Source organism: Streptomyces sp. NPDC004629 (assembly GCF_042873595.1).
Lineage (GTDB): Bacteria > Actinomycetota > Actinomycetes > Streptomycetales > Streptomycetaceae > Streptomyces.
On the sequence record NZ_JBIALO010000022.1, the window covers coordinates 44,883 to 65,384 of the forward strand.

17 protein-coding genes are annotated in these 20,502 nt (G+C 71.3%); 14 read left to right on the forward strand and 3 right to left on the reverse strand.

What is annotated here, in order from left to right; all coding sequences use genetic code 11:
* Nucleotides 1-11: 11 nt before the first annotated feature.
* Both ACFYTE_RS29185 and ACFYTE_RS29190 read right to left on the reverse strand, forming a co-directional pair.
* Entirely contained in the window at nucleotides 12-632 is a 621-nt protein-coding gene (locus ACFYTE_RS29185; RefSeq protein WP_388716626.1) for a cell wall protein, read from the reverse strand.
* Nucleotides 633-772: 140 nt separating this feature from the next.
* Complete coding sequence (locus ACFYTE_RS29190) at nucleotides 773-1,195, reverse strand: hypothetical protein (RefSeq protein WP_388716629.1); 423 nt, start codon at nucleotides 1,193-1,195, stop codon at nucleotides 773-775.
* Nucleotides 1,196-1,685: 490 nt separating this feature from the next.
* Here ACFYTE_RS29190 and ACFYTE_RS29195 point away from each other — a divergent pair, with 490 nt between their 5' ends.
* The 8 genes from ACFYTE_RS29195 (at nucleotide 1,686) to ACFYTE_RS29230 (ending at nucleotide 12,298) form a co-directional block, all read left to right on the forward strand.
* Nucleotides 1,686-3,068 carry a nitrate/nitrite transporter gene (locus ACFYTE_RS29195; RefSeq protein ID WP_388716632.1) on the forward strand — a complete coding sequence of 461 codons (1,383 nt, stop codon included), beginning with the start codon at nucleotides 1,686-1,688 and terminating at the stop codon, nucleotides 3,066-3,068.
* Between the two features lie 205 nt (nucleotides 3,069-3,273).
* Nucleotides 3,274-4,425, forward strand: coding sequence for a uroporphyrinogen-III synthase (locus tag ACFYTE_RS29200; protein WP_388716635.1), 1,152 nt, complete (start codon nucleotides 3,274-3,276; stop codon nucleotides 4,423-4,425).
* A gap of 392 nt (nucleotides 4,426-4,817) precedes the next feature.
* A complete protein-coding gene (locus ACFYTE_RS29205) occupies nucleotides 4,818-5,405 on the forward strand; it encodes a CGNR zinc finger domain-containing protein (protein WP_388716637.1) in 588 nt (195 codons plus the stop codon).
* Nucleotides 5,406-6,055: 650 nt separating this feature from the next.
* Nucleotides 6,056-6,577: a sigma-70 family RNA polymerase sigma factor gene (locus tag ACFYTE_RS29210; RefSeq protein ID WP_010039908.1), complete on the forward strand. Its 522-nt coding sequence runs from the start codon at nucleotides 6,056-6,058 to the stop codon at nucleotides 6,575-6,577.
* 59 nt (nucleotides 6,578-6,636) lie between these two features.
* On the forward strand, nucleotides 6,637-7,404 hold the full coding sequence (locus ACFYTE_RS29215; RefSeq protein WP_388716640.1) for an anti-sigma factor family protein: 768 nt from the start codon (nucleotides 6,637-6,639) through the stop codon (nucleotides 7,402-7,404).
* A gap of 116 nt (nucleotides 7,405-7,520) precedes the next feature.
* On the forward strand, nucleotides 7,521-9,953 hold the full coding sequence (locus tag ACFYTE_RS29220; protein ID WP_388716643.1) for a HelD family protein: 2,433 nt from the start codon (nucleotides 7,521-7,523) through the stop codon (nucleotides 9,951-9,953).
* 357 nt (nucleotides 9,954-10,310) lie between these two features.
* Entirely contained in the window at nucleotides 10,311-11,726 is a 1,416-nt protein-coding gene (locus ACFYTE_RS29225; RefSeq protein ID WP_388716647.1) for an NAD-dependent malic enzyme, read from the forward strand.
* 290 nt (nucleotides 11,727-12,016) lie between these two features.
* Nucleotides 12,017-12,298, forward strand: a complete 282-nt coding sequence (locus ACFYTE_RS29230) for an HU family DNA-binding protein (RefSeq protein ID WP_351736298.1) — start codon at nucleotides 12,017-12,019, stop codon at nucleotides 12,296-12,298.
* A gap of 372 nt (nucleotides 12,299-12,670) precedes the next feature.
* Here the strand turns inward: ACFYTE_RS29230 and murA are convergent, their stop codons facing one another.
* Nucleotides 12,671-14,011 (reverse strand): UDP-N-acetylglucosamine 1-carboxyvinyltransferase, encoded by a 1,341-nt coding sequence (murA, locus tag ACFYTE_RS29235; RefSeq protein WP_388716651.1) that lies wholly within the window; start codon nucleotides 14,009-14,011, stop codon nucleotides 12,671-12,673.
* A gap of 320 nt (nucleotides 14,012-14,331) precedes the next feature.
* Here murA and ACFYTE_RS29240 point away from each other — a divergent pair, with 320 nt between their 5' ends.
* The 6 genes from ACFYTE_RS29240 (at nucleotide 14,332) to ACFYTE_RS29265 (ending at nucleotide 20,438) form a co-directional block, all read left to right on the forward strand.
* A complete protein-coding gene (locus ACFYTE_RS29240) occupies nucleotides 14,332-14,904 on the forward strand; it encodes a YqgE/AlgH family protein (protein WP_388716654.1) in 573 nt (190 codons plus the stop codon).
* A gap of 29 nt (nucleotides 14,905-14,933) precedes the next feature.
* On the forward strand, nucleotides 14,934-15,209 hold the full coding sequence (locus tag ACFYTE_RS29245; protein WP_351736304.1) for a DUF3039 domain-containing protein: 276 nt from the start codon (nucleotides 14,934-14,936) through the stop codon (nucleotides 15,207-15,209).
* 220 nt (nucleotides 15,210-15,429) lie between these two features.
* The gene (locus ACFYTE_RS29250; protein WP_388716658.1) at nucleotides 15,430-16,725 is read left to right on the forward strand and encodes an extracellular solute-binding protein; all 1,296 of its coding nucleotides are present in this window, start codon (nucleotides 15,430-15,432) and stop codon (nucleotides 16,723-16,725) included.
* Nucleotides 16,726-16,907: 182 nt separating this feature from the next.
* Nucleotides 16,908-17,870 (forward strand): carbohydrate ABC transporter permease, encoded by a 963-nt coding sequence (locus ACFYTE_RS29255; protein ID WP_388716661.1) that lies wholly within the window; start codon nucleotides 16,908-16,910, stop codon nucleotides 17,868-17,870.
* A 5-nt stretch (nucleotides 17,871-17,875) separates the two neighbouring features.
* Nucleotides 17,876-18,721, forward strand: coding sequence for a carbohydrate ABC transporter permease (locus ACFYTE_RS29260; protein WP_388716664.1), 846 nt, complete (start codon nucleotides 17,876-17,878; stop codon nucleotides 18,719-18,721).
* A 1-nt stretch (nucleotide 18,722) separates the two neighbouring features.
* Nucleotides 18,723-20,438, forward strand: coding sequence for a beta-N-acetylhexosaminidase (locus ACFYTE_RS29265; RefSeq protein WP_388716667.1), 1,716 nt, complete (start codon nucleotides 18,723-18,725; stop codon nucleotides 20,436-20,438).
* Nucleotides 20,439-20,502 lie beyond the last annotated feature (64 nt).

Consider the following 20,502-nt stretch of genomic DNA (forward strand, 5'->3'; position numbering starts at 1 on the left):
GGCACCGCCCCTCAGTGCCCGAGTGTGACGCGGGCGATGTCGATGTGGTTGTCCGCGGGCCGCCAGGCGCCGAGTACCTGCGCGGTCTGGCCGATCCGCATCCGCGACAGGTCGGAGGTGAGCGCGCCGCCCTGGTAGGAGGCGGTCGTGGTGTCGGGCACGACCCGGCCGACCAGCTCGTGGTCGTTGTGGGCGAGGTGCACCCGGTCCTTGGCGATGCCGCGGATCGTGCCGTGGACGTTCACGATGTTGACCCACACCGCGTCCGCCGCGATGGTGCCGTCGGGCATGGTCACCCCGCGGGCGTAGAGGCCGTCGCCGGTCTCGATGGCCTCCGCGGTGGTGGTGCGCAGCTTCCAGACGCTGGTGGCGTTGGTCAGCTGGACGAGGTGCCGCTCTCCGTGCGAGCCGGCGACGTCCAGCACGCTCCGGTTGACGGCGACGACGCGGCCCTCCGCGAACGCGGCGGAGACCGCCGGGTCGAGCGAGGGCATCGGCGCCGCGAAGGCCGCCTCGGCGTCGAGGCCGCCGAGCGCGGAGGCGCCGACGATGGTGGCGCCGCCGACGGCGGCCGTGGTGAGGAAGCGTCTGCGGTCCAGCCGGCGCCCGCCGGGTGTCTGGCTGTGGCTCATGTCGTCCTCTCCTGTTCTCCTGGTAGGACTTCCGTGCTGGGTTCTGGTGTGACTTTCGCGCTGACCTCGGTCGTGGCACGTGCGTTGGCTTCAGTCGGGCGCGTGCGTTGACTTCGGTCAGGACTCCTGTGGTGACCAGGTCACTCGTAGATTTGGACCGGCACCAAGCCGGAGCTGAGGCTGCCGATCGCCGAGAAGGCGGCCGGGGTCAGGTCGAGGACTCTGTTGGTGCGGCAGGTGCCGTTGCAGCAGGTCGACTCGCCGCAGAAGCTCTTGGTGCGCGGGCCGCAGTCGGCGAGCGTGACGCACACCGTGGCGCCCGAGCACTGGTGGCGGACGTTCATGACGGCGCCGCAGCTGCGCCGCGGCATGTTCTCGCCGCACAGGTCGGGCCGGGTGATGTCCCAGCATGCCGAGGAGAGGTTGGGCCAGGCCGCCATGTTCTTGGCGGACTGGCAGGTGCCGCAGGCGCCGGTGTTGGCGCTGCCGCACGAGCCCCAGGCGTTGCCGCAGCAGAACCAGGTCGCTTCGCCCGCCCAGAGCGAGGTCGATCCGCAGGCCATGTCTGTTCCCTTTCGTGTGGGCACGGGCCGCAGGACGGGTCCGTGTATGTCCTGTGCATGACAAATTTGCCCGAGCGTGCGGTGGAGGCCGCTCGGAACGTTGTGCTTCGTGGTCGCCGGAACGAGCCGCCGGAACAGGCCGTCGGCCCGCGTCCTCGCGGGCGGACGGAGTCCGTCGTGTGCCGTGCCGTGCGATCGAGTGCGGTACGCGCTGTGCCGTAGGGCGTCGGATGGGACGGCGGTGCGGGCGGAGCGGGGAGCACAGCCATGATGCCGAGTTCTACGCGCGTCCGGAAGTGGGCGTGCACGGTGAATCCGCTCGGGCCCGGCGGCGGCCGTGGCGCCGCACGGCCACGCGGATCTCTCAGCCGTCCCGCCCGCGGGGTGAGAGCAACGTTCCCGGGCGGTCACCCGGCGCCACAGACCGGAAACGCGCCCTTCCTACCTTCCAACCGACAGCAACCGACCCCCGCAGCACCCTGGAGGCGTCATGACAGCCACTGGTACGGCCCCCGCACCGAGCGGCGGGGGAGGTCGCTGGATCCAGGACTGGGATCCCGAGGACGAGACCTTCTGGAGGACGACCGGGGAGCGGATCGCCCGGCGCAACCTGTACTTCTCCGTGCTCTGCGAGCACATCGGCTTCTCGATCTGGACCCTGTGGTCCGTGCTGGTGCTCTTCATGGGCCCGGAGTACGGTCTGACCCCGGCCGACAAGTTCCTGCTGACGTCCATGGTCACGCTGGTCGGCGCGGTCGTCCGGGTGCCGTACACCTTCGCCGTCGCGGTCTTCGGCGGGCGGAACTGGACGATCGTCTCCGCCGGTCTGCTGCTGGTCCCGACGGTCGCCGCGTTCGTCGTGATGGAGCCGGGCACGTCCTTCGCCACCTTCCTGGGGATCGGCCTGCTGGCCGGCATCGGCGGCGGGAACTTCGCCTCTTCCATGACCAACATCAACGCCTTCTTCCCGCTGCGGCAGAAGGGCTGGGCGCTCGGGCTCAACGCGGGCGGCGGAAACGTCGGCGTGCCGGTCATCCAGCTCGTCGCCCTCGCGATCATCGGGGCCGGCGGCGGGCCGCGGGTGCTGCTCGGGGTCTACATCCCGCTGATCGTCGTCGCGGCGGTCCTCGCCGCCGTCTTCATGGACAACCTCGCCACCGTGAAGAACGACACCGGGGCCGCCCGGGACGCCGCGAAGGACGGGCACACCTGGATCATGTCCTTCCTCTATGTCGGCACGTTCGGGTCGTTCATCGGCTACAGCTTCGCCTTCGGGCAGGTGCTGACCACCCAGTTCGGCCGTACGCCGCTTCAGGCCGCCTACCTCACCTTCATCGGGCCGCTGCTCGGCTCGCTGGTGCGGCCCCTGGGCGGCCGGCTCGCCGACCGGTACGGCGGCGCCCGCATCACGCTGTGGACCTATGTGGCCATGGCGGCGGCCACCGCCGTGCTCGTCGTCGCCGGTCTGCGGGAGTCGCTGGCGCTGTTCGTCGTCGTGTTCGTCGTCCTGTTCGCGCTCACCGGGCTCGGCAACGGCTCGACGTACAAGATGATCCCCGGCATCTTCCAGGCCAAGGCGCTGGCCTCGGGGCTGACGGGCGAGGAGGCCGCGCGGTACGGGCGGCGGCTGTCCGGGGCCTCGATGGGGCTCATCGGAGCGGTCGGCGCGCTCGGCGGGGTCGGCATCAACCTCGCCTTCCGGCAGTCGTTCCTCAGCTCCGGCTCCGGCACCGGCGCGTTCGTCGCCTTCCTCGCCTTCTACGCCGTCTGCTTCGCGGTCACCTGGGCCGTATACCTTCGCCGGCCGGCCACCGTGGCCGCCACCGAGGCGGCCACCGAGACGAAACGGCAGCTCAGCTACGCCGAGGTGTGACGTAACACCGTGGACATCGAGCCGAACCGAGCCTGTCATGCGCCGTTGACAGGCTCGTTCGGTACGGCAGGTACCGAATCGGCTTCATCGGTACCGCCGTCTGCTGAACGACGATCTGCGGTACGAAGAGTGCGAGAAGCGTACGAGAAGAGTACGAAGAGTACGAAAACCAGTGGTACGACGACTGGAGTACGGGACGAGGGCCATGTACGACGAACAGCAGCGACCGGACCACGGGCCCCTCGCGGGGTTCACCGTGGGCGTGACGGCCGCGCGCCGGGCCGACGAACTCGGGGCGCTGCTCCAGCGGCGCGGTGCCGTCGTCGTGCACGGGCCCGCCCTGCGCATCGTGCCCCTGGCCGACGACGGCGAACTGCTCGCCGCGACCAAGGAGATCATCGACCGGGCGCCCGACGTGGTGGTGGCCACCACCGCCATCGGCTTCCGCGGCTGGGTCGAGGCGGCCGACGGGTGGGGGCTCGGCGAGCCGCTGCTCGGGCGGCTGCGCGGCGTCGAACTGCTGGCGCGCGGGCCCAAGGTGAAGGGCGCGATCCGGGCCGCGGGACTGACCGAGGAGTGGTCGCCGGCCAGCGAGTCGATGGCCGAGGTCCTCGACCGGCTGCTGGAGGAGGGCGTGGCCGGGCGACGGGTCGCCGTGCAACTGCACGGGGAACCGCTGCCCGGGTTCGTGGAGGCGCTGCGGGCCGGCGGAGCTGAGGTGCTTCCGGTGCCGGTGTACCGGTGGATGCCGCCCGAGGACATCGGCCCGGTGGACCGGTTGCTGGACGCGGCCCTGACCCGAGGACTGGACGCGCTCACCTTCACCAGTGCGCCCGCCGCCGCGTCGCTGCTGTCCCGGGCGGAGGAGCGGGGCCTGCTGAGCGAGTTGCTGGACGCCTTCCACCACGCCGTGCTGCCCGCGTGCGTCGGGCCGGTGACCGCGCTGCCGTTGGAGGCCCGCGGGGTGACCACGGTGCAGCCGGAGCGCTTTCGGCTCGGGCCGCTCGTGCAGGTGCTGTGCCAGGAACTGCCGGGCCGGGCACGGGTGTTGCCGATCGCCGGGCACCGGGTGGAGATCCGGGGGCAGGCGGTGCTGGTGGACGGCGAACTCCGGCCGGTGCCGCCGGCCGGGATGTCGCTGCTGCGGGCGCTGTCGCGGCGGCCGGGGTGGGTGGTCGGCCGGGCCGAACTGCTGCGGGCGCTGCCCGGCGCCGGGCGGGACGAGCACGCCGTGGAGACGGCGATGGCCCGGCTGCGTACGGCCCTGGGCACGCCCAGACTGATCCAGACGGTGGTCAAACGCGGCTACCGGCTGGCCCTGGATCCGGCGGCGGACGCGAAGTACGCCGACGGCTGACGGCGGTTGACCGTCCCGTCCCGCCGGGGCCGGGGCGGTTGCCGGGGCGTGCGGTCAGGCCGGCCTCCGGTGCGCGTGGCCGTACAGCACGAGCGCACGCGTCATGTCCTCTCCGCATACGCGCGGCTCGCACGGCGCGGGTGCCTGCTCGTGTCGGGCCTGGGCAGGCGGTCTGTACCGGGCTTGTGCCGGGTGCGGGCCGGTGCCTCGGCATCCCGGCCAGCCTGTGTGCCGTGCGGTGCCGTGCGGTGCCGTGCGGTGCCAGGCCGCCGGGAGTCGCCCGTGCCGTGCGGCGCGTACCGGCCTCGGGCGGTGTGAGGGGTTCCGGGCGCGGAAGCGGGCAGGCACTGTGGGGGAGGGAACGGTTCCCTGCCCTAGGCGGTGACTGGCACATGGCACTGGGTACGGCCCCCTACGAGCCGCGGTTCCACGCCGGACGGAGCTGTCTGGACCTCCTCGCGACCACGCACCCCGAGGAACGGCTGCACGCGGTGGAGTCGTTGCGCGCCTGGATCCTCGGCTCCGGACTCGTACCGCCCGGCACCCCACTGGCCCATGCCGACGCCTCCTGGCTGGTCGGCTTCCGTGAACTGCGCGGACACATCGGCCAGTTGGTGTGCGGCGGTGTCAAGGGGGACGGGCGGCCGTACGATCTCGCGCTCGCCCGGGTCAACACGGTCGCGCAGACCGCGGCCCCGGCGCCGCGCGCGGTGCGCCGCGGCGACGGCGCCCTCGTGCGGGAGCTGGCCGGTCCGCCCGAGTGCGCGGCGCTGCTCGGGGCCCTCGCGCGGGACGCCGTGGAACTGCTCACCGACCCCGTGGCGTGGGCGGCCGTCCGGGAGTGCGAGGGGGACAACTGCCCCATCGTGTACCTGGACACGTCCCGCGGGCGGCGCAGGCGCTGGTGCTCCAGCGAGGTCTGCGGAAACCGGGAGCGGGTGGCCCGCCACCGCCGCCGAACAGCCCTGCCCCGCCCCTGACCCCGCCCCCACGCCAGCCCCAACCCCGCCCACCTACGCCCTTGCCCCGCCCCACGTCCGGCACACGCTCGCCGGGCCGCGGCTTCGTCCGGCTCCCGTGCGGTGTGTGTTTGCCGCGCCCCACCCCCGCCCGGCCCACGGCCGGTGTGTGCTCGCCGGGCCCCTGCCTTATCTCAACCCGCCCCCGCTCCCGTCCGGTGCGCGCCCACCGCCCCCAACCCCGCCCCCGCTCCCGTCCGGCGCGCCTGCCGCCCTCAACCCCGCCCCGGCTCGCATCCGGCGCCTGTCTGCTGCTCCTCAACTCGACCCCGCTCGCGCGCCGCGCGTGCCCTTCCCTCAACCGGGTGCAGTCGCACGTCAGTTGGGGAAGTGATCTGCGTAACACGGTGTTTGTTCGCGTCGACGTGCGGGCAGCGCCAACTCTCCGGGCGGCGTGTCGGAAATGTAAAGAAAACGCGGTGGGAATGTGCGCGCATGTCCCTCTCGTCGCGGCACACCGAGGAAAACAGTCACCCCTCTTTGAACACGCCGCACTCCGCATCCGTACCCGTGGTCGAGCGACCGACTGGGGGAACCCCCGGACATCGGAGGTGGGCGTGCGCAAGGATTCCGTCGTGGCCAATGAACGTGGATCGAGGGCCCGACATCGCATGTCCCAGCCCTCGGAGCCCGACGAGGAGCTGATGCGTGCGCTGTATCGCGAGCACGCGGGACCCCTCCTCGCCTATGTCCTCCGGCTGGTCGCCGGAGACCGGCAGCGCGCCGAGGACGTGGTGCAGGAGACGCTCATCCGTGCCTGGAAGAACGCCGGTCAACTCAATCGAGCGACCGGATCGGTACGCCCCTGGCTGGTGACGGTCGCGCGCCGCATCGTCATCGACGGCCACCGCAGCCGGCAGGCCCGGCCGCAGGAGGTCGATCCGTCGCCGCTGGAGGTCATCCCCGCGGAGGACGAGATCGACAAGGCGCTGTGGCTGATGACGCTGTCTGACGCGCTCGACGACCTGACCCCGGCCCACCGGGAGGTGCTCGTCGAGACGTACTTCAAGGGGCGTACCGTCAATGAGGCGGCCGAGACCCTGGGCATACCGAGCGGCACGGTCCGCTCACGGGTGTTCTACGCCCTGCGTTCGATGAAGCTGGCACTGGAGGAGCGGGGGGTGACGGCGTGATGAGTGGGTACGGGGGACTCAACGGATTCAGCACGGGTGGTCCGGGTATGTCTGGCCCCATGAGCCCCAGGCAGGGATCTCCGGCGCCCAACGAGCACGAGACGGTCGGCGCCTACGCGCTCGGCATCCTCGACGACGCCGAGGCGACGGCTTTTGAAGCCCACCTCGCGGGGTGCGAATGGTGCGCGCAGCAGCTCGACGAGCTGGCCGGGATGGAGCCCATGCTGGCCGCGCTCGCGGACCTGCCGGGGGCCGGTACGCCCGCGATCGGGGAGTCGCTGTCCGCCAAGCCCAGCCCGCGGCTCGCGGAGAAGCTGGTCGACGAGGTCGCCGAGCGCCGCGCCCGCAAGCGCCGGCGGAGCTTCTACCTGGTCGCCGCGGCGGCCGCGCTGATCATCGGCGGTCCGCTGACCGTGCTGGCGGCGAGCGGCGGCTCGGACGGCGGCACCGGCACCGTGGCCGCGCCGCCCGCCCGGACCGCGTTCACCACCATGTCGGACAAGGTCACGGCGACCGACCCGAAGACGCACGTCACCGCGACGGTCGCGGTGGAGAAGAAGCTCTGGGGCGCGGACACCGTGCTGGAGCTGAAGAACGTCACCGGACCGCAGAAGTGCTCGCTGATCGCCGTCGGCAAGAACGGCGAGCGCGAGACGGTGACCTCCTGGTCCGTGCCGAACTGGGGCTACGGCCTGCCGGACGCCAAGACCGAGGAGGCCAAGAACCCCCTCTACGTCCGCGGCGGGGCGTCCCTGCAACCGGACGAGATCGACCACTTCGAGGTCATGACCTTCAGCGGCAAGAAGCTCGTCCAGATCGACGCGTGAGCCCGTCCGGCGTCGACGTGTGAGTCCGTCCGGCGGGATCCGCCGGGCGGCCGTAGCTTCCATGGGCCCCCTTCGCGTACGGTTGACGGCTGCCCAGCACGTCAGAAGGGGGCCCGGTGGCCGCTCAGGCTCAGCAATCCGCCGTCGGCTCGGTCCACGATTCCGTACGGGACCGGGAGATCGGCATCGAACAGGAACACCTGGACCGGGTGTACCGGCGGCTTGGGGAGAAGATCCACGAGGCCGAGTTCCTCATGGACGACGCGGCCCGGCGCGGCCAGGTCGGCACGCCCGGCGCGCTCGCCGAGCGCGACGCGCAGGTCTTCCGGGCGGGCATCCACCTCAACCGGCTGAACAACGAGTTCGAGGACTTCCTGTTCGGCCGGATCGACCTGCTCCTCGGCAAGGACGGCAAGAAGGGCCCCGACGGCGCCTACACCGCCGTCGAACCCGCCGAGGGCGCGGTGCGCACCGACGACACCGCCGACATCGCCGAGACCCTGCACATCGGACGCATCGGCGTGCTGGACGAGGACTACGCGCCGCTCGTCATCGACTGGCGGGCCCCCGCGGCGGCCCCCTTCTACCGCGCCACCCCCGTCGACCCCGGACGGGTCGTGCGCCGCCGCGTCATCCGCTCCAAGGGGCGCCGGGTGCTGGGCGTCGAGGACGACCTCATGCGCCCCGAGCTGACCGCCTTCCTGGACGGCCGACGGCTGCCGGTGATCGGCGACGGCGCCCTGATGGCCGCGCTGGGCCAGGCCCGCGGCCACACCATGCGGGACATCGTCTCCTCCATCCAGGCCGAGCAGGACCTGGTCATCCGCGCCCCCGCCGGCTCGGTGACGTATGTGGAGGGCGGGCCCGGCACGGGCAAGACGGCGGTCGCGCTGCACCGGGCGGCCTACCTCCTCTACCAGGACCGGCGCCGGTACGCGGGCGGCATCCTGATCGTCTCGCCGACCCCGCTGCTGGTGGCGTACACCGAGGGCGTGCTGCCCTCGCTCGGCGAGGAGGGCCAGGTCGCGATCCGGGCGATCGGCTCGCTCGTCGACGGCGCGGCGGCCACGCTGTACGACGCGCCGTCGGTGGCGCGGGCGAAGGGGTCGTACCGGATGCTGAAGGTGCTGCGGAAGGCGGCACGCGGGGCGCTGGAGTCGGGGTCGGCCAGCGGCGCGGGACCGTCCGCCGGACAGCTCGCCCTCGGTGAGGACGACGACACCGACGCCCGCCCGCAGGCCCCCTCGGGGACGCCCGGCCGGCTCCGTGTCGTCGCCTTCGGGCGGCGGCTGGAGCTGGGGGCCGCCGAACTGGACCGCATCCGCCGCACCGCGCTCGGCGGCACCGCCCCCGTGAACCTGCTGCGCCCGCGTGCCCGCAGGCTGCTCCTGGACGCCCTGTACGAGCAGTCCGGTGCCGCCGCCCGGCACGGCGACCCGGAGCTGGCCGCCGAGCTGCGCGCCTCGTTCGACGAGGACGTCACCGGCGAGGACGCCTTCATCGCCTTCCTGGAGGCGTGGTGGCCGGAGCTGACCCCGAAGGACGTCCTGGACGCGATGGCCGACGAGCGCAGGCTCGGCCGCTGGGCCCGCCGCATCCTCAACCCGGGCGAGATCCGCAAGGTGGCCCGCTCCCTGAAGCGGGACGGGTACTCCGTGCACGACATCGCGATGCTCGACGAGCTCCAGGCGATCCTCGGCACCCCGGCCCGCCCCCGCAAGAGACGCGAACTGGACCCGCTGGACCAGCTCACCGGCCTGGAGGAGCTGATGCCGGTGCGCGAGGAGTCGCAGCGCGAGCGGGCCGAGCGGCTCGCGCAGGAGCGCGTCGAGTACGCGCACGTCATCGTCGACGAGGCGCAGGACCTCACGCCGATGCAGTGGCGGATGGTCGGCCGGCGCGGGCGGCACGCCAGCTGGACGGTCGTCGGCGACCCGGCCCAGTCCTCCTGGTCCGACCCGGACGAGGCGGCCGAGGCCCGAGACGAGGCCCTGGGCACCCGCGTGCCCGGCTCGCACCAGCGGCCCGGCGGGGGCGGGGCAGCGGGCCGCTCCGCGCGCGCCCGGCGCTTCCGGCTCACCGTGAACTACCGCAACCCCTCCGAGATCGCCGACCTGGCGTCGAAGGTGCTGGCCCTTGCGATGCCGGGCTCCGAGTCCCCGACCGCGGTGCGCTCCACCGGGGTCGAGCCGCGCTTCACCGTGCTGCGGGACTCCCTGGAGAAGACCGTGCGCACGGAGGCTGAGCGGCTGCTGGGCCTCGTGGACGGCACGGTCGGCGTCGTCGTCGCCATGAACCGGCGCGCGGAGGCCGCGCGCTGGCTGGCCGGGCTCGGCGACCGGGTGGTGGCGCTCGGCAGCCTGGAGGCCAAGGGCCTGGAGTACGACGCGACGGTCGTGGTCTGCCCGGCGGAGATCGCCGACGAGAGCCCGGCCGGCCTGCGGGTGCTGTACGTCGCGCTGACCCGCGCCACCCAGCAGCTGACGGTCGTCTCGGGGGACCGGGACGAGCCGGACGCGGCCGGGGTGCCGGACCTCCTGCGGGACTGAACGCGCGATGAACTCTGCGGACGGGAATGGCTGTACGGGATCCGTTTGTTAGCCTGGGTGTGACACCGGCTCGATCCAAGCCCCCGGGCCCAACCTTCGTCGCCACGAGCGACCACTTGCCGCGAGGCGAGCATGGCGGGTCGGTGTCATGAACGGTGGAGAGGCCCACGTCTCATCGGGACGTGGGCCTCTTTCCTTGCCCGGTCAGCTCTCGTATGGTGGAAGTCATTTTCCGCGATCAAGGCGTACCGGTGAACAATACGTCCGCAATCCGGGGCGGCTACCACGTACTCGGGGGTAGGTGCGACGATCGGACGGCACAACTTCGCGACACGGTGAAAGCAGAGGAAGTCGGCCATGGCAACGGCGCCCAGCGTCTCCTACTCGATGACCATCCGGCTGGAGGTGCCCGCGAGCGGAACCGCCGTCTCGCAGCTCACCACCGCGGTGGAATCCTCCGGAGGCTCGGTGACCGGCCTCGACGTCACCGCGTCCGGCCACGAGAAGCTCCGTATCGACGTCACCATCGCGGCCACCTCGACCGGGCACGCCGACGAGATCGTGGAGAAGCTGCGCGGCATCGAGGGCGTCACACTCGGCAAGGTCTCCGACCGTACGTTCCTCATGCACCTCGGCGGCAAGATCGAGATGCAGTCCAAGCACCCCATCCGCAACCGTGACGACCTGTCCATGGTCTACACACCCGGGGTGGCCCGGGTCTGCATGGCGATCGCCGAGAACCCGGAGGACGCCCGCCGGCTCACCATCAAACGCAACTCCGTTGCGGTTGTGACGGACGGCTCCGCGGTGCTGGGCCTCGGCAACATCGGCCCGAAGGCCGCGCTGCCCGTCATGGAGGGCAAGGCGGCCCTGTTCAAGCGGTTCGCCGGCATCGACGCCTGGCCGCTGTGCCTCGACACCCAGGACACCGACCAGATCGTCGAGATCGTCAAGGCGATCGCCCCCGGCTTCGCCGGCATCAACCTGGAGGACATCTCCGCGCCCCGCTGCTTCGAGATCGAGGCCAGGCTGCGCGAGGCCCTTGACATCCCCGTCTTCCACGACGACCAGCACGGCACCGCGATCGTCGTCCTGGCGGCACTGACCAACGCGCTGCGCGTGGTGGGCAAGGCGATCGAGAACGTCCGCGTCGTCATGTCCGGGGCCGGCGCGGCGGGTACGGCCATCCTCAAGCTGCTGCTCGCCGCGGGTGTCAAGAACGCCGTCGTCGCCGACATCCACGGCGTCGTGCACGCCGGCCGCGAGGACCTGCTGGCCGCGCCCACCGACTCGCCGCTGCGCTGGATCGCCGACAACACCAACCCCGAGGGCCTCACCGGCACCTTGAAGGAGGCCGTGCGCGACGCGGATGTCTTCATCGGTGTCTCCGCCCCGAACGTGCTCGACGGCGTCGACGTGGCGGCCATGGCGGACGGCGCGATCGTGTTCGCGCTCGCGAATCCGGACCCCGAGGTCGACCCGGCAATCGCCCGTCAGACGGCCGCAGTTGTGGCCACCGGCCGCTCCGACTTCCCGAACCAGATCAACAACGTGCTGGTCTTCCCGGGCGTCTTCCGCGGTTTGCTGGACGCCCAGTCCCACACCGTCAACACGGAGATGATGCTGGCCGCGGCGCAGGCGCTGGCCGACGTGGTCACCGAGGACGAACTGAACCCGAACTACATCGTGCCGAGCGTCTTCAACGACAAGGTCGCGGGCGCGGTGGCCGGCGCGGTGCGGGACGCGGCCAGGGCGGCCGCGGGCGCGATGTAGCGCCTCGTACCGTAGTGTGCAAGGCGTGACGATCGACATGGCGGCCTCGCACCGGCGCGTCGCGGAACCTCCTGACGCCGGGCGCCCTCTAGGGTGACGGCCGAGCAGGCGCTTTTCGTGTGACTCCCTAGGGTGTTCTCACGACTCCTACGGGTGCCGGATTGGCTTTCCCGCCGCAGGTGGGGGCAGGATGCGTCCCTGGGCGCGAGCGTATCGGCTTCGCTGTGCCTGATCTGCGGCTCCGGCCGCGTGGCACGCCCCAACAGCAAGAAGAACACGGGAGTAACAAAATGAATCGCAGTGAGCTGGTGGCCGCGCTGGCCGACCGCGCCGAAGTGACCCGCAAGGACGCCGACGCCGTTCTGGCCGCGTTCGCCGAGGTCGTCGGTGACGTCGTCTCCAAGGGCGACGAGAAGGTCACCATCCCCGGCTTCCTGACCTTCGAGCGCACCCACCGGGCCGCTCGCACCGCCCGCAACCCGCAGACCGGCGAGCCCATCAACATCCCCGCCGGCTACAGCGTGAAGGTCTCCGCGGGCAGCAAGCTCAAGGAATCGGCCAAGGGCAAGTAAGCGCTCCGCTTCGAGCGGTGGTCCACGGGAGCGTCGTTCGGCTGGTGTGTCGTGGGTGACTGCGGGTCGGTTGTGGCTGGTCGCGCAGTTCCCCGCGCCCCTTCGGGGCGCGTCCGCGGCGGGCGCGGAATTCGATAAATGGGGCGGCCTCCTTGGCGGGGGGCCGCCCATTTTCGTGTGACGGTTGGGTGGTGGTCCACGGGAGCGTCGTTCGGCTGGTGTGTCGTGGGTGACTGCGGGTCGGTTGTGGCTGGTCGCGCAGTTCCCCGCGCCCCTTCGGGGCGCGTCCGCGGCGGGCGCGGAATTCGATAAATGGGGCGGCCCTCTTGGCGGGGGGCCGCCTCATTTCGTGTGGGCGGTTGAGTGCGGCGGCTAGCTGAGGGCCTTGCCGGGGAGTTCTACCTTCGCGCCGAGTTCGACGAGCTTTTCCATGAAGTTCTCGTAGCCGCGGTTGATGAGGTCGATGCCGTGCACCCGGGACGTGCCCTGCGCGGCCAACGCGGCGATCAGATACGAGAAGCCGCCCCGCAGGTCCGGGATGACGAGATCGGCGCCCTGTAGGCGGGTGGGGCCCGAGACGACCGCGGAGTGCAGGAAGTTACGCTGCCCGAAACGGCAGTCGGAGCCGCCGAGGCACTCGCGGTACAGCTGGATGTGCGCGCCCATCTGGTTCAGCGCTGAGGTGAAGCCCAGCCGGGACTCGTAGACCGTCTCGTGGATGATGGACAGGCCCGTCGCCTGGGTGAGCGCCACCACGAGCGGCTGCTGCCAGTCGGTCTGGAAGCCCGGGTGCACATCCGTCTCCAGCGCGATGGACTTCAGCTGGCCGCCGGGATGCCAGAAGCGTATGCCCTCGTCGTCGATCTCGAAGGCGCCGCCCACCTTCCGGTAGGTGTTCAGGAAGGTCATCATCGAGCGCTGCTGGGCGCCGTGGACGTAGATGTTGCCCTCGGTCGCGAGCGCCGCCGACGCCCACGACGCGGCCTCCAGCCGGTCCGGAAGGGCCCGGTGGGCGTAGCCGTCGAGCTTGTCCACACCCGTGATGCGGATGGTGCGGTCGGTGTCCATCGCGATGATCGCGCCCATCTTCTGCAGGACGCAGATCAGGTCCTCGATCTCCGGTTCGACGGCCGCGTTGGACAACTCCGTGACGCCTTCGGCGAGTACGGCCGTCAGCAGCACCTGCTCGGTCGCGCCCACGGACGGGTACGGCAGCCGGATCTTGGTGCCGCGCAGCCCCTTGGGTGCCTCCAGGTACTGGCCGTCCGCGCGTTTCTCGATGGCCGCGCCGAACTGCCGCAGCACGTCGAAGTGGAAGTCGATGGGCCGGCCGCCGATGTCACAGCCGCCAAGGCCCGGGATGAACGCGTGCCCCAGCCGGTGCAGCAGCGGGCCGCAGAACAGGATCGGGATGCGCGAGGAGCCCGCATGGGCATCGATGTCAGCGACGTTCGCGCTCTCCACGTGCGTCGGATCCAGCACCAGCTCGCCGGGTTCGTCACCCGGACGCACCGTCACCCCGTGCAGCTGGAGCAGCCCGCGGACGACCCGGACGTCCCGGATGTCCGGCACGTTGCGCAGCCGGCTCGGCGCACTGCCCAGCAGAGCGGCGACCATGGCCTTCGGCACGAGGTTCTTCGCACCGCGGACACGGATCTCGCCCTCCAGCGGGGTTCCGCCGTGGACAAGGAGGACATCGTCGTTGACGGTCATGTAACTCGCGTTCCGTGGAGGGGGCAGGGCCAGAGAGAGACAGAGTAATCGCCGTGAGCCCCCCTCCCGTAAGCCCAAAGGGCGCCCAGTCGCGTCATAGCTGTGTCACAACACGAACCGTTTCCCGACGGGCACATGGGGTCACCGGCCGCGGGGGTGGCCGGGCGCGTGCCATCCGGCCCCGGGGGTGACACGCCGCCGCCCCGGAACACGGTCCCATCAGCCCCGGTCCCCCGCCGCACCCGTGAAACCCGGCCGCATTCACCCGCGTACCCCCGTTGGCTCCCCACTCGGCCAGAAGATGCGGGATCATGTCTGGCATGACCGAGGTGTCCTCGCTCACAGGGCGGTTGCTCGTGGCAACGCCCGCCCTGGCGGACCCGAACTTCGACCGCGCGGTGGTGCTCCTTCTCGACCACGACGAGGAGGGCTCCCTCGGTGTGGTCCTCAACCGGCCGACCCCGGTGGACGTGGGCGACATCCTGGAGGGCTGGGCCGCCCTCGCCGGCGAGCCCGGAGTGGTCTTCCAGGGCGGGCCGGTCTCGCTGGACTCGGCGCTCGGTGTCGCCGTCATCCCCGGGGGAGCGTCCGGCGACCGCGCCCCGCTGGGCTGGCGCCGGGTGCACGGCTCGATCGGTCTCGTCGACCTGGAGGCCCCGCCCGAGCTGCTGGCCTCGGCCGTCGGCTCGCTGCGGATCTTCGCCGGGTACGCCGGCTGGGGCCCCGGGCAGCTGGAGGACGAACTGGTGGAGGGCGCCTGGTACGTCGTGGAGTCCGAGCCCGGTGATGTCTCCTCGCCCTCCCCTGAGCGGCTGTGGCGCGAGGTGCTGCGCCGTCAGCGCGGCGAGCTGGCGATGGTGGCCACGTACCCGGACGACCCGTCTCTCAACTGATGGGTGCGGGCTTCAGTACCCTGGCTGGTATGAGCACTCTTGAGCCCGAGCGCGGGACTGGTACGGGAACCCTCGTAGAGCCGACGCCACAGGTGTCCCACGGCGACGGTGACCACGAGCGCTTCGCCCATTACGTCCAGAAGGACAAGATCATGGCGAGCGCCCTGGACGGCACCCCCGTCGTGGCGCTGTGCGGCAAGGTGTGGGTGCCGGGCCGCGACCCGAAGAAGTACCCCGTGTGTCCCATGTGCAAGGAGATCTACGAATCCATGGGCAGCGGCGGTGACGAGGGCGACGGCAAGTAACCGGCGTCCCGCCGGCTGATACCCCGCGAGGTCTCCGGGTGCGCTTTGGCGTGCTCCGGGGGCCTTTGTCGTGCCGGGGCGGCGAGGGAAGTGCGTCGGCCGGGTCACAGAGTGGTTCAGACCTCTTGTCGGCATGTTCATGTAGTTCATAGCCTCCCTGTGTTGTGCAGAGCGAAACCGTCATTGCATATGCTGCAACGCACTTCCGGAGGGTCACTCCATGAAGCTGTCCGCACGTCTCGCCCCCGCACTGATGACCGCCCTGGTCCTCACCGCCTGCGCCCCGCAGTCCTCCTCCAACTCCGCCTCCGACGAGGACGCCAAGAGCGGCACCCTGCGCGTGTGGCTCTTCCAGGAGGTCGGCAACCAGCCGAAGGAGAAGGTCGTCGACGCCGTCACGGCGGACTTCGAGAAGGCCCACGAGGGGGTGAAGGTCGACGTCGAGTACATCCCCGTCGAGACCCGCGCCCAGCGCGTCAAGGCCGCCTTCAACGATCCGAAGTCCGCGCCGGACGTCATGGAGTACGGCAACACCGACACCGCCGGCTACGTCCGCGACGGTGGGCTCCTCGACGTCACCCGGGAGTTCGGCGCCTGGAGCGAGGCCGAGGACGCCGACCCGACCGCCCGGCAGTCGGTCACCGTGGACGACAAGGTCTACGGTGCGCCCTTCTACGTCGGCGTCCGCGCCCTGTACTACCGCACCGACGTCTTCGAGGACCTGGACCTCCGGGTGCCGAAGACGATGGCCGAACTGGCCACCGCGGCCCGCGCGATCCGGGCGGCCGAGCCGGACCTGTACGGCCTGGCCGTCGGCGGCGCCTACACCTACGGCGCGCTGCCCTTCGTCTGGGCCAACGGCGGCGAACTCGCCACCGGCAAGGGCGGCTCGTACGCCTCCGCGATCGACAGCGCGGCCGCGCAGAAGGGCATCAAGGCCTACACATCCCTGTTCTCCGACGACAACTGCCCCGCCGCCAAGTGCGCGGGCATGACCGGCAACGACACGGTGACCGCGTTCGCGGCGGGCAAGGCGGGCATGGTGATCGGCGGCGACTTCAGCCACGCGGCCGTCGAGGCCGGGAAGGTCAAGGGCGCGTACGCGGTGGTGCCGCTGCCGGGGGTGACGCCCGGTTCGGTCGCCCCCGCGTTCGCGGGCGGCAACAACATCGGCGTGCTGAAGAGCACGACGCACCGCACACTGGCCGTCGACCTGATGGAACGGCTGGCGTCGAAGAAGACGCAGTCCGCGCTGTTCGACGCGATGGGCTTCCTGCCGACGTTCACCGACGTGCGCGACCAGGCCGCCGCGCGGCAGCCGTTCGTGAAGCCCTTCGTGCGGACGCTGTCCGCCGGCACCAAGTTCGTCCCGGCGTCCCCCGCCTGGTCCCAGATCGACTCCTCCCTGGTCCTTCCGACCCTGTTCCAGGAGGTCATCAGCGGCAAGAAGAACGTGCCGGCGGCATCCAAGGACGCGGCGGCGAAGATGAACACCGCGTTCGGCTCCGCCGGATGAGCCCCATGAACAGCCACACCCCGAAGGGCGGCCGGCAACTTGGGAGATGGGGTGCTACGAGCGGTCGCGCTTCCCCGGCCGTCAGCGACGCACGCCGTCCCGTACGGTCCTACGGCGATTCCCGCGCCCGTGCCCGGAACGAAACCGTCGGCGTCGGGGCGGCGGTGGGTGATGCGGTGCGCGTGGGCCGGACGCCGTCGGGCGATGGTGCGGCCGGGCGGCGGCAGCCGCACGGCAGGGGGCCGCGGCGGGCCCGTGGCGCGGCCCGTGGGGCGAGCGGGTGGACGCCCTGGCTGTATCTCGCGCCCGCCCTCGCGGTCCTCGGCGGGCTGCTGGTCTACCCCATCTACCAGTTGGGCCTGATCTCGTTCTTCCGGTACACCCAGGCCCAGGTCAGCGGCGGCGAACCGGCCGCCTACGAGGGGTTCGGCAACTACGCGGAACTCTTCGGCGACGGCCAGTTCTGGCAGGTGCTGCTGGCCACGCTCGTCTTCGCCGCGGCCTGCGTCGGCGCCACCCTCGCCGTCGGCTGTGCCCTCGCCGTCCTGCTCACGCGCGTACGGGCCGTGCCCCGGCTGGCGCTGATGCTGGCCGCGCTGGGCGCGTGGGCGACACCGGCGGTCACCGGCTCGACGGTGTGGCTGTTCCTCTTCGACCCGGACTTCGGCCCGGTCAACCGGCTCCTGGGACTGGGCGACCACTCGTGGACGTACGGCCGCTACAGCGCCTTCCTCCTCGTCCTCCTCGAAGTCGTCTGGTGCTCCTTCCCGTTCGTGATGGTCACGGTGTACGCCGGGATCCGCGCCGTGCCCGCCGAGGTGCTGGAGGCCGCCGCCCTCGACGGCGCCTCGCAGTGGCGGATCTGGCGGTCCGTGCTCGCCCCGATGCTCCGGCCGATCCTCACGGTCGTCACCATCCAGTCGGTCATCTGGGACTTCAAGGTGTTCACCCAGATCTACGTCATGACCAACGGCGGCGGCATCGCGGGCCAGAACCTGGTCCTGAACGTGTACGCCTACCAGCAGGCGTTCGCCTCCTCGCAGTACGGACTCGGCTCGGCGATCGGCGTCGTGATGCTGCTGATCCTGCTCGCCGTGACGCTCGGCTACCTGCGATCGCTGCGCCGGCAGGGGGAGGAGCTGTGAGTCTCGTGAATCTTGTGCGCGGCTTTCCGCGGCGGCCCGGCCGCGCGATGGCCGAGGCGACGGCGCTCCTCGTCGCCGCGGTGGTCGCCTTCCCGCTGTACTGGATGGTGCTCAGCGCCTTCAAACCGGCCGGCGAGATCGAGTCGGACGAGCCCCGGCCGTGGACCCTGACGCCGTCCCTCGACGCCTTCCGGCGGGTCTTCGGGCAGCAGGAATTCGGCCGGTACTTCCTCAACAGCCTCGTCGTGGCGTGCACGGTCGTGATCGCCTCGGCACTGATCGCGTTTCTCGCGGCGACCGCCGTGACCCGATTCCGTTTCCGCTTCCGGACCACCTTGTTGATCATGTTCCTGGTGGCCCAGACGGTGCCCGTGGAAGCCCTCACGATCCCCTTGTTCTTCCTCATGCGGGACTTCGGCCAACTGAACACGCTCGGCTCGCTGATCCTGCCGCACATCGCCTTCTCGCTGCCCTTCGCGATCTGGATGCTGCGGGGCTTCGTGAAAGCGGTGCCCGAGGCCCTGGAGGAGGCCGCGTACATCGACGGGGCGAGCCGCACGCGATTTCTGTGGCAGATCCTATTCCCGCTCGTCTTCCCGGGTCTGGTGGCCACCAGCGTCTTTTCCTTCATCTCGGCCTGGAACGACTTCCTGTTCGCCAAGTCCTTCATCATCAGCGACACGTCGCAGTCCACCCTGCCGATGGCCCTTCTGGTCTTCTACAAGCCGGACGAGCCGGACTGGGGCGGGGTGATGGCGGCGTCCACGGTGATGACGATTCCGGTGCTGATCTTCTTCGTACTCGTACAGCGACGGCTGGTCTCCGGACTGGGCGGAGCGGTTAAGGAGTGACGTGACTTCGACGACGACGGAACTGATCCCGGCCCCCCTGACGGCGGGGAACCCGGCCGCCGGCGCCGGCTTCGTGCTCGACGCGGGCACGGTGATCGACGCAGGACCCGGCACCGAGCGCACCGCCCGCTGGCTGCGCGGTGCGCTCGGGGCCGCCACGGGGTTCGCGCTGCCGCCCGGATCCGACGGCGGCGGGGCCCTCCGGCTGCGGATCAGGCCCGAGGAGGCCGCCCGGCTCGGGCCGGAGGGCTACACGCTGCACGTCGACGGCGACGCCGTCACCGTGCACGGCGGCGGCCCGGCCGGCGTGTTCTGGGGCGCGCAGACGCTGCGGCAACTGCTCGGCCCCGACGCCTTCCGGCGCGCCCCGCTCGCCCCCGGCCGCCGCTGGACGGTGCCCGGCACCGCCGTCGAGGACGCCCCGCGGTTCCGCTGGCGCGGTCTCATGCTCGACGTGGCCCGGCACTTCACGCCCAAGGAAGGCGTCCTTCGGTACCTGGACCTGATGGCCGCGCACAAACTCAACGTCTTCCACTTCCATCTGACGGATGATCAGGGGTGGCGGGTGGAGATCAAGCGGTACCCCAAGCTGACCGAGACCGGAGCCTGGCGGGCACGGACGAAATTCGGTCACCGGGCCTCACCGCTGTGGGAGGAGAAGCCACACGGTGGCCACTACACCCAGGACGACATCCGGGAGATCGTGGCCTACGCAGCCGAGCGGCATATCGCCGTCGTCCCGGAAATCGACCTACCGGGCCACTCGCAGGCCGCCATCGCCGCGTATCCGGAACTCGGCAACACCGACGTCATCGACACCACCGCCCTCTCCGTCTGGGACACCTGGGGGATCTCTCCGAACGTACTCGCCCCCACTGACACCACCCTGCGGTTCTATGAGGGGGTGTTCGAGGAACTGCTGGAACTCTTCCCCACGGGCGCCACCGAGTTCCCGGCGGACTCGGCGGACCCGCCGTCCCCGGCCTTCTCGGCCTTCTCGCCGTTCTCGGCGTTCATTCACGTCGGCGGCGACGAATGCCCCAAGGACCAGTGGCGGCGGTCGCCGGCCGCGCAGGCCCGCATCAAGGAACTCGGGCTGGCCGACGAGGACGCGTTGCAGTCCTGGTTCATCCGGCACTTCGACCGCTGGCTCACCGCGCGCGGGCGCCGGCTCATCGGCTGGGACGAGATCCTGGAGGGCGGGCTCGCCGAGGGCGCGGCCGTGGCGTCCTGGCGCGGCTACCAGGGCGGGATCGCCGCCGCGCGCGCCGGTCACGACGTCGTCATGTGCCCCGAACAGCACGTCTACCTCGACCACCGGCAGGCCGCCGACCCGGACGAACCCGTACCGATCGGCTTCGTCCGCACCCTGGAGGACGTCTACCGTTTCGAGCCCGTTCCCCCGGAGTTGGACGCGCGGCAGGCCGGCCATGTGCTGGGTACCCAGGCCAACCTGTGGACCGAGGTGATGGAGAACCACGCGCGCGTGGACTACCAGGCCTTCCCCAGGCTGGCCGCCTTCGCCGAAGTGGCCTGGAGTCGCCTGCCCGCCCCGGCGGAGCGGGACTTCGCCGGTTTCGAGCGCCGGATGGCCGCCCACTACCGGCGGCTCGACGCCCTGGGCGTCGACTACCGGCCGCCGTCCGGGCCCCGGCCGTGGCAGCGCCGCCCCGGCGTGCCTGGCCGGCCCCTGGACGGGCCGCCGCCGAAGCGGTAGCCGCCTTGGCAGGCCGGTCGCCGCCGGTCGCGGCCGGCTGCCGTCGCGGCACAGCCGTCCGCCC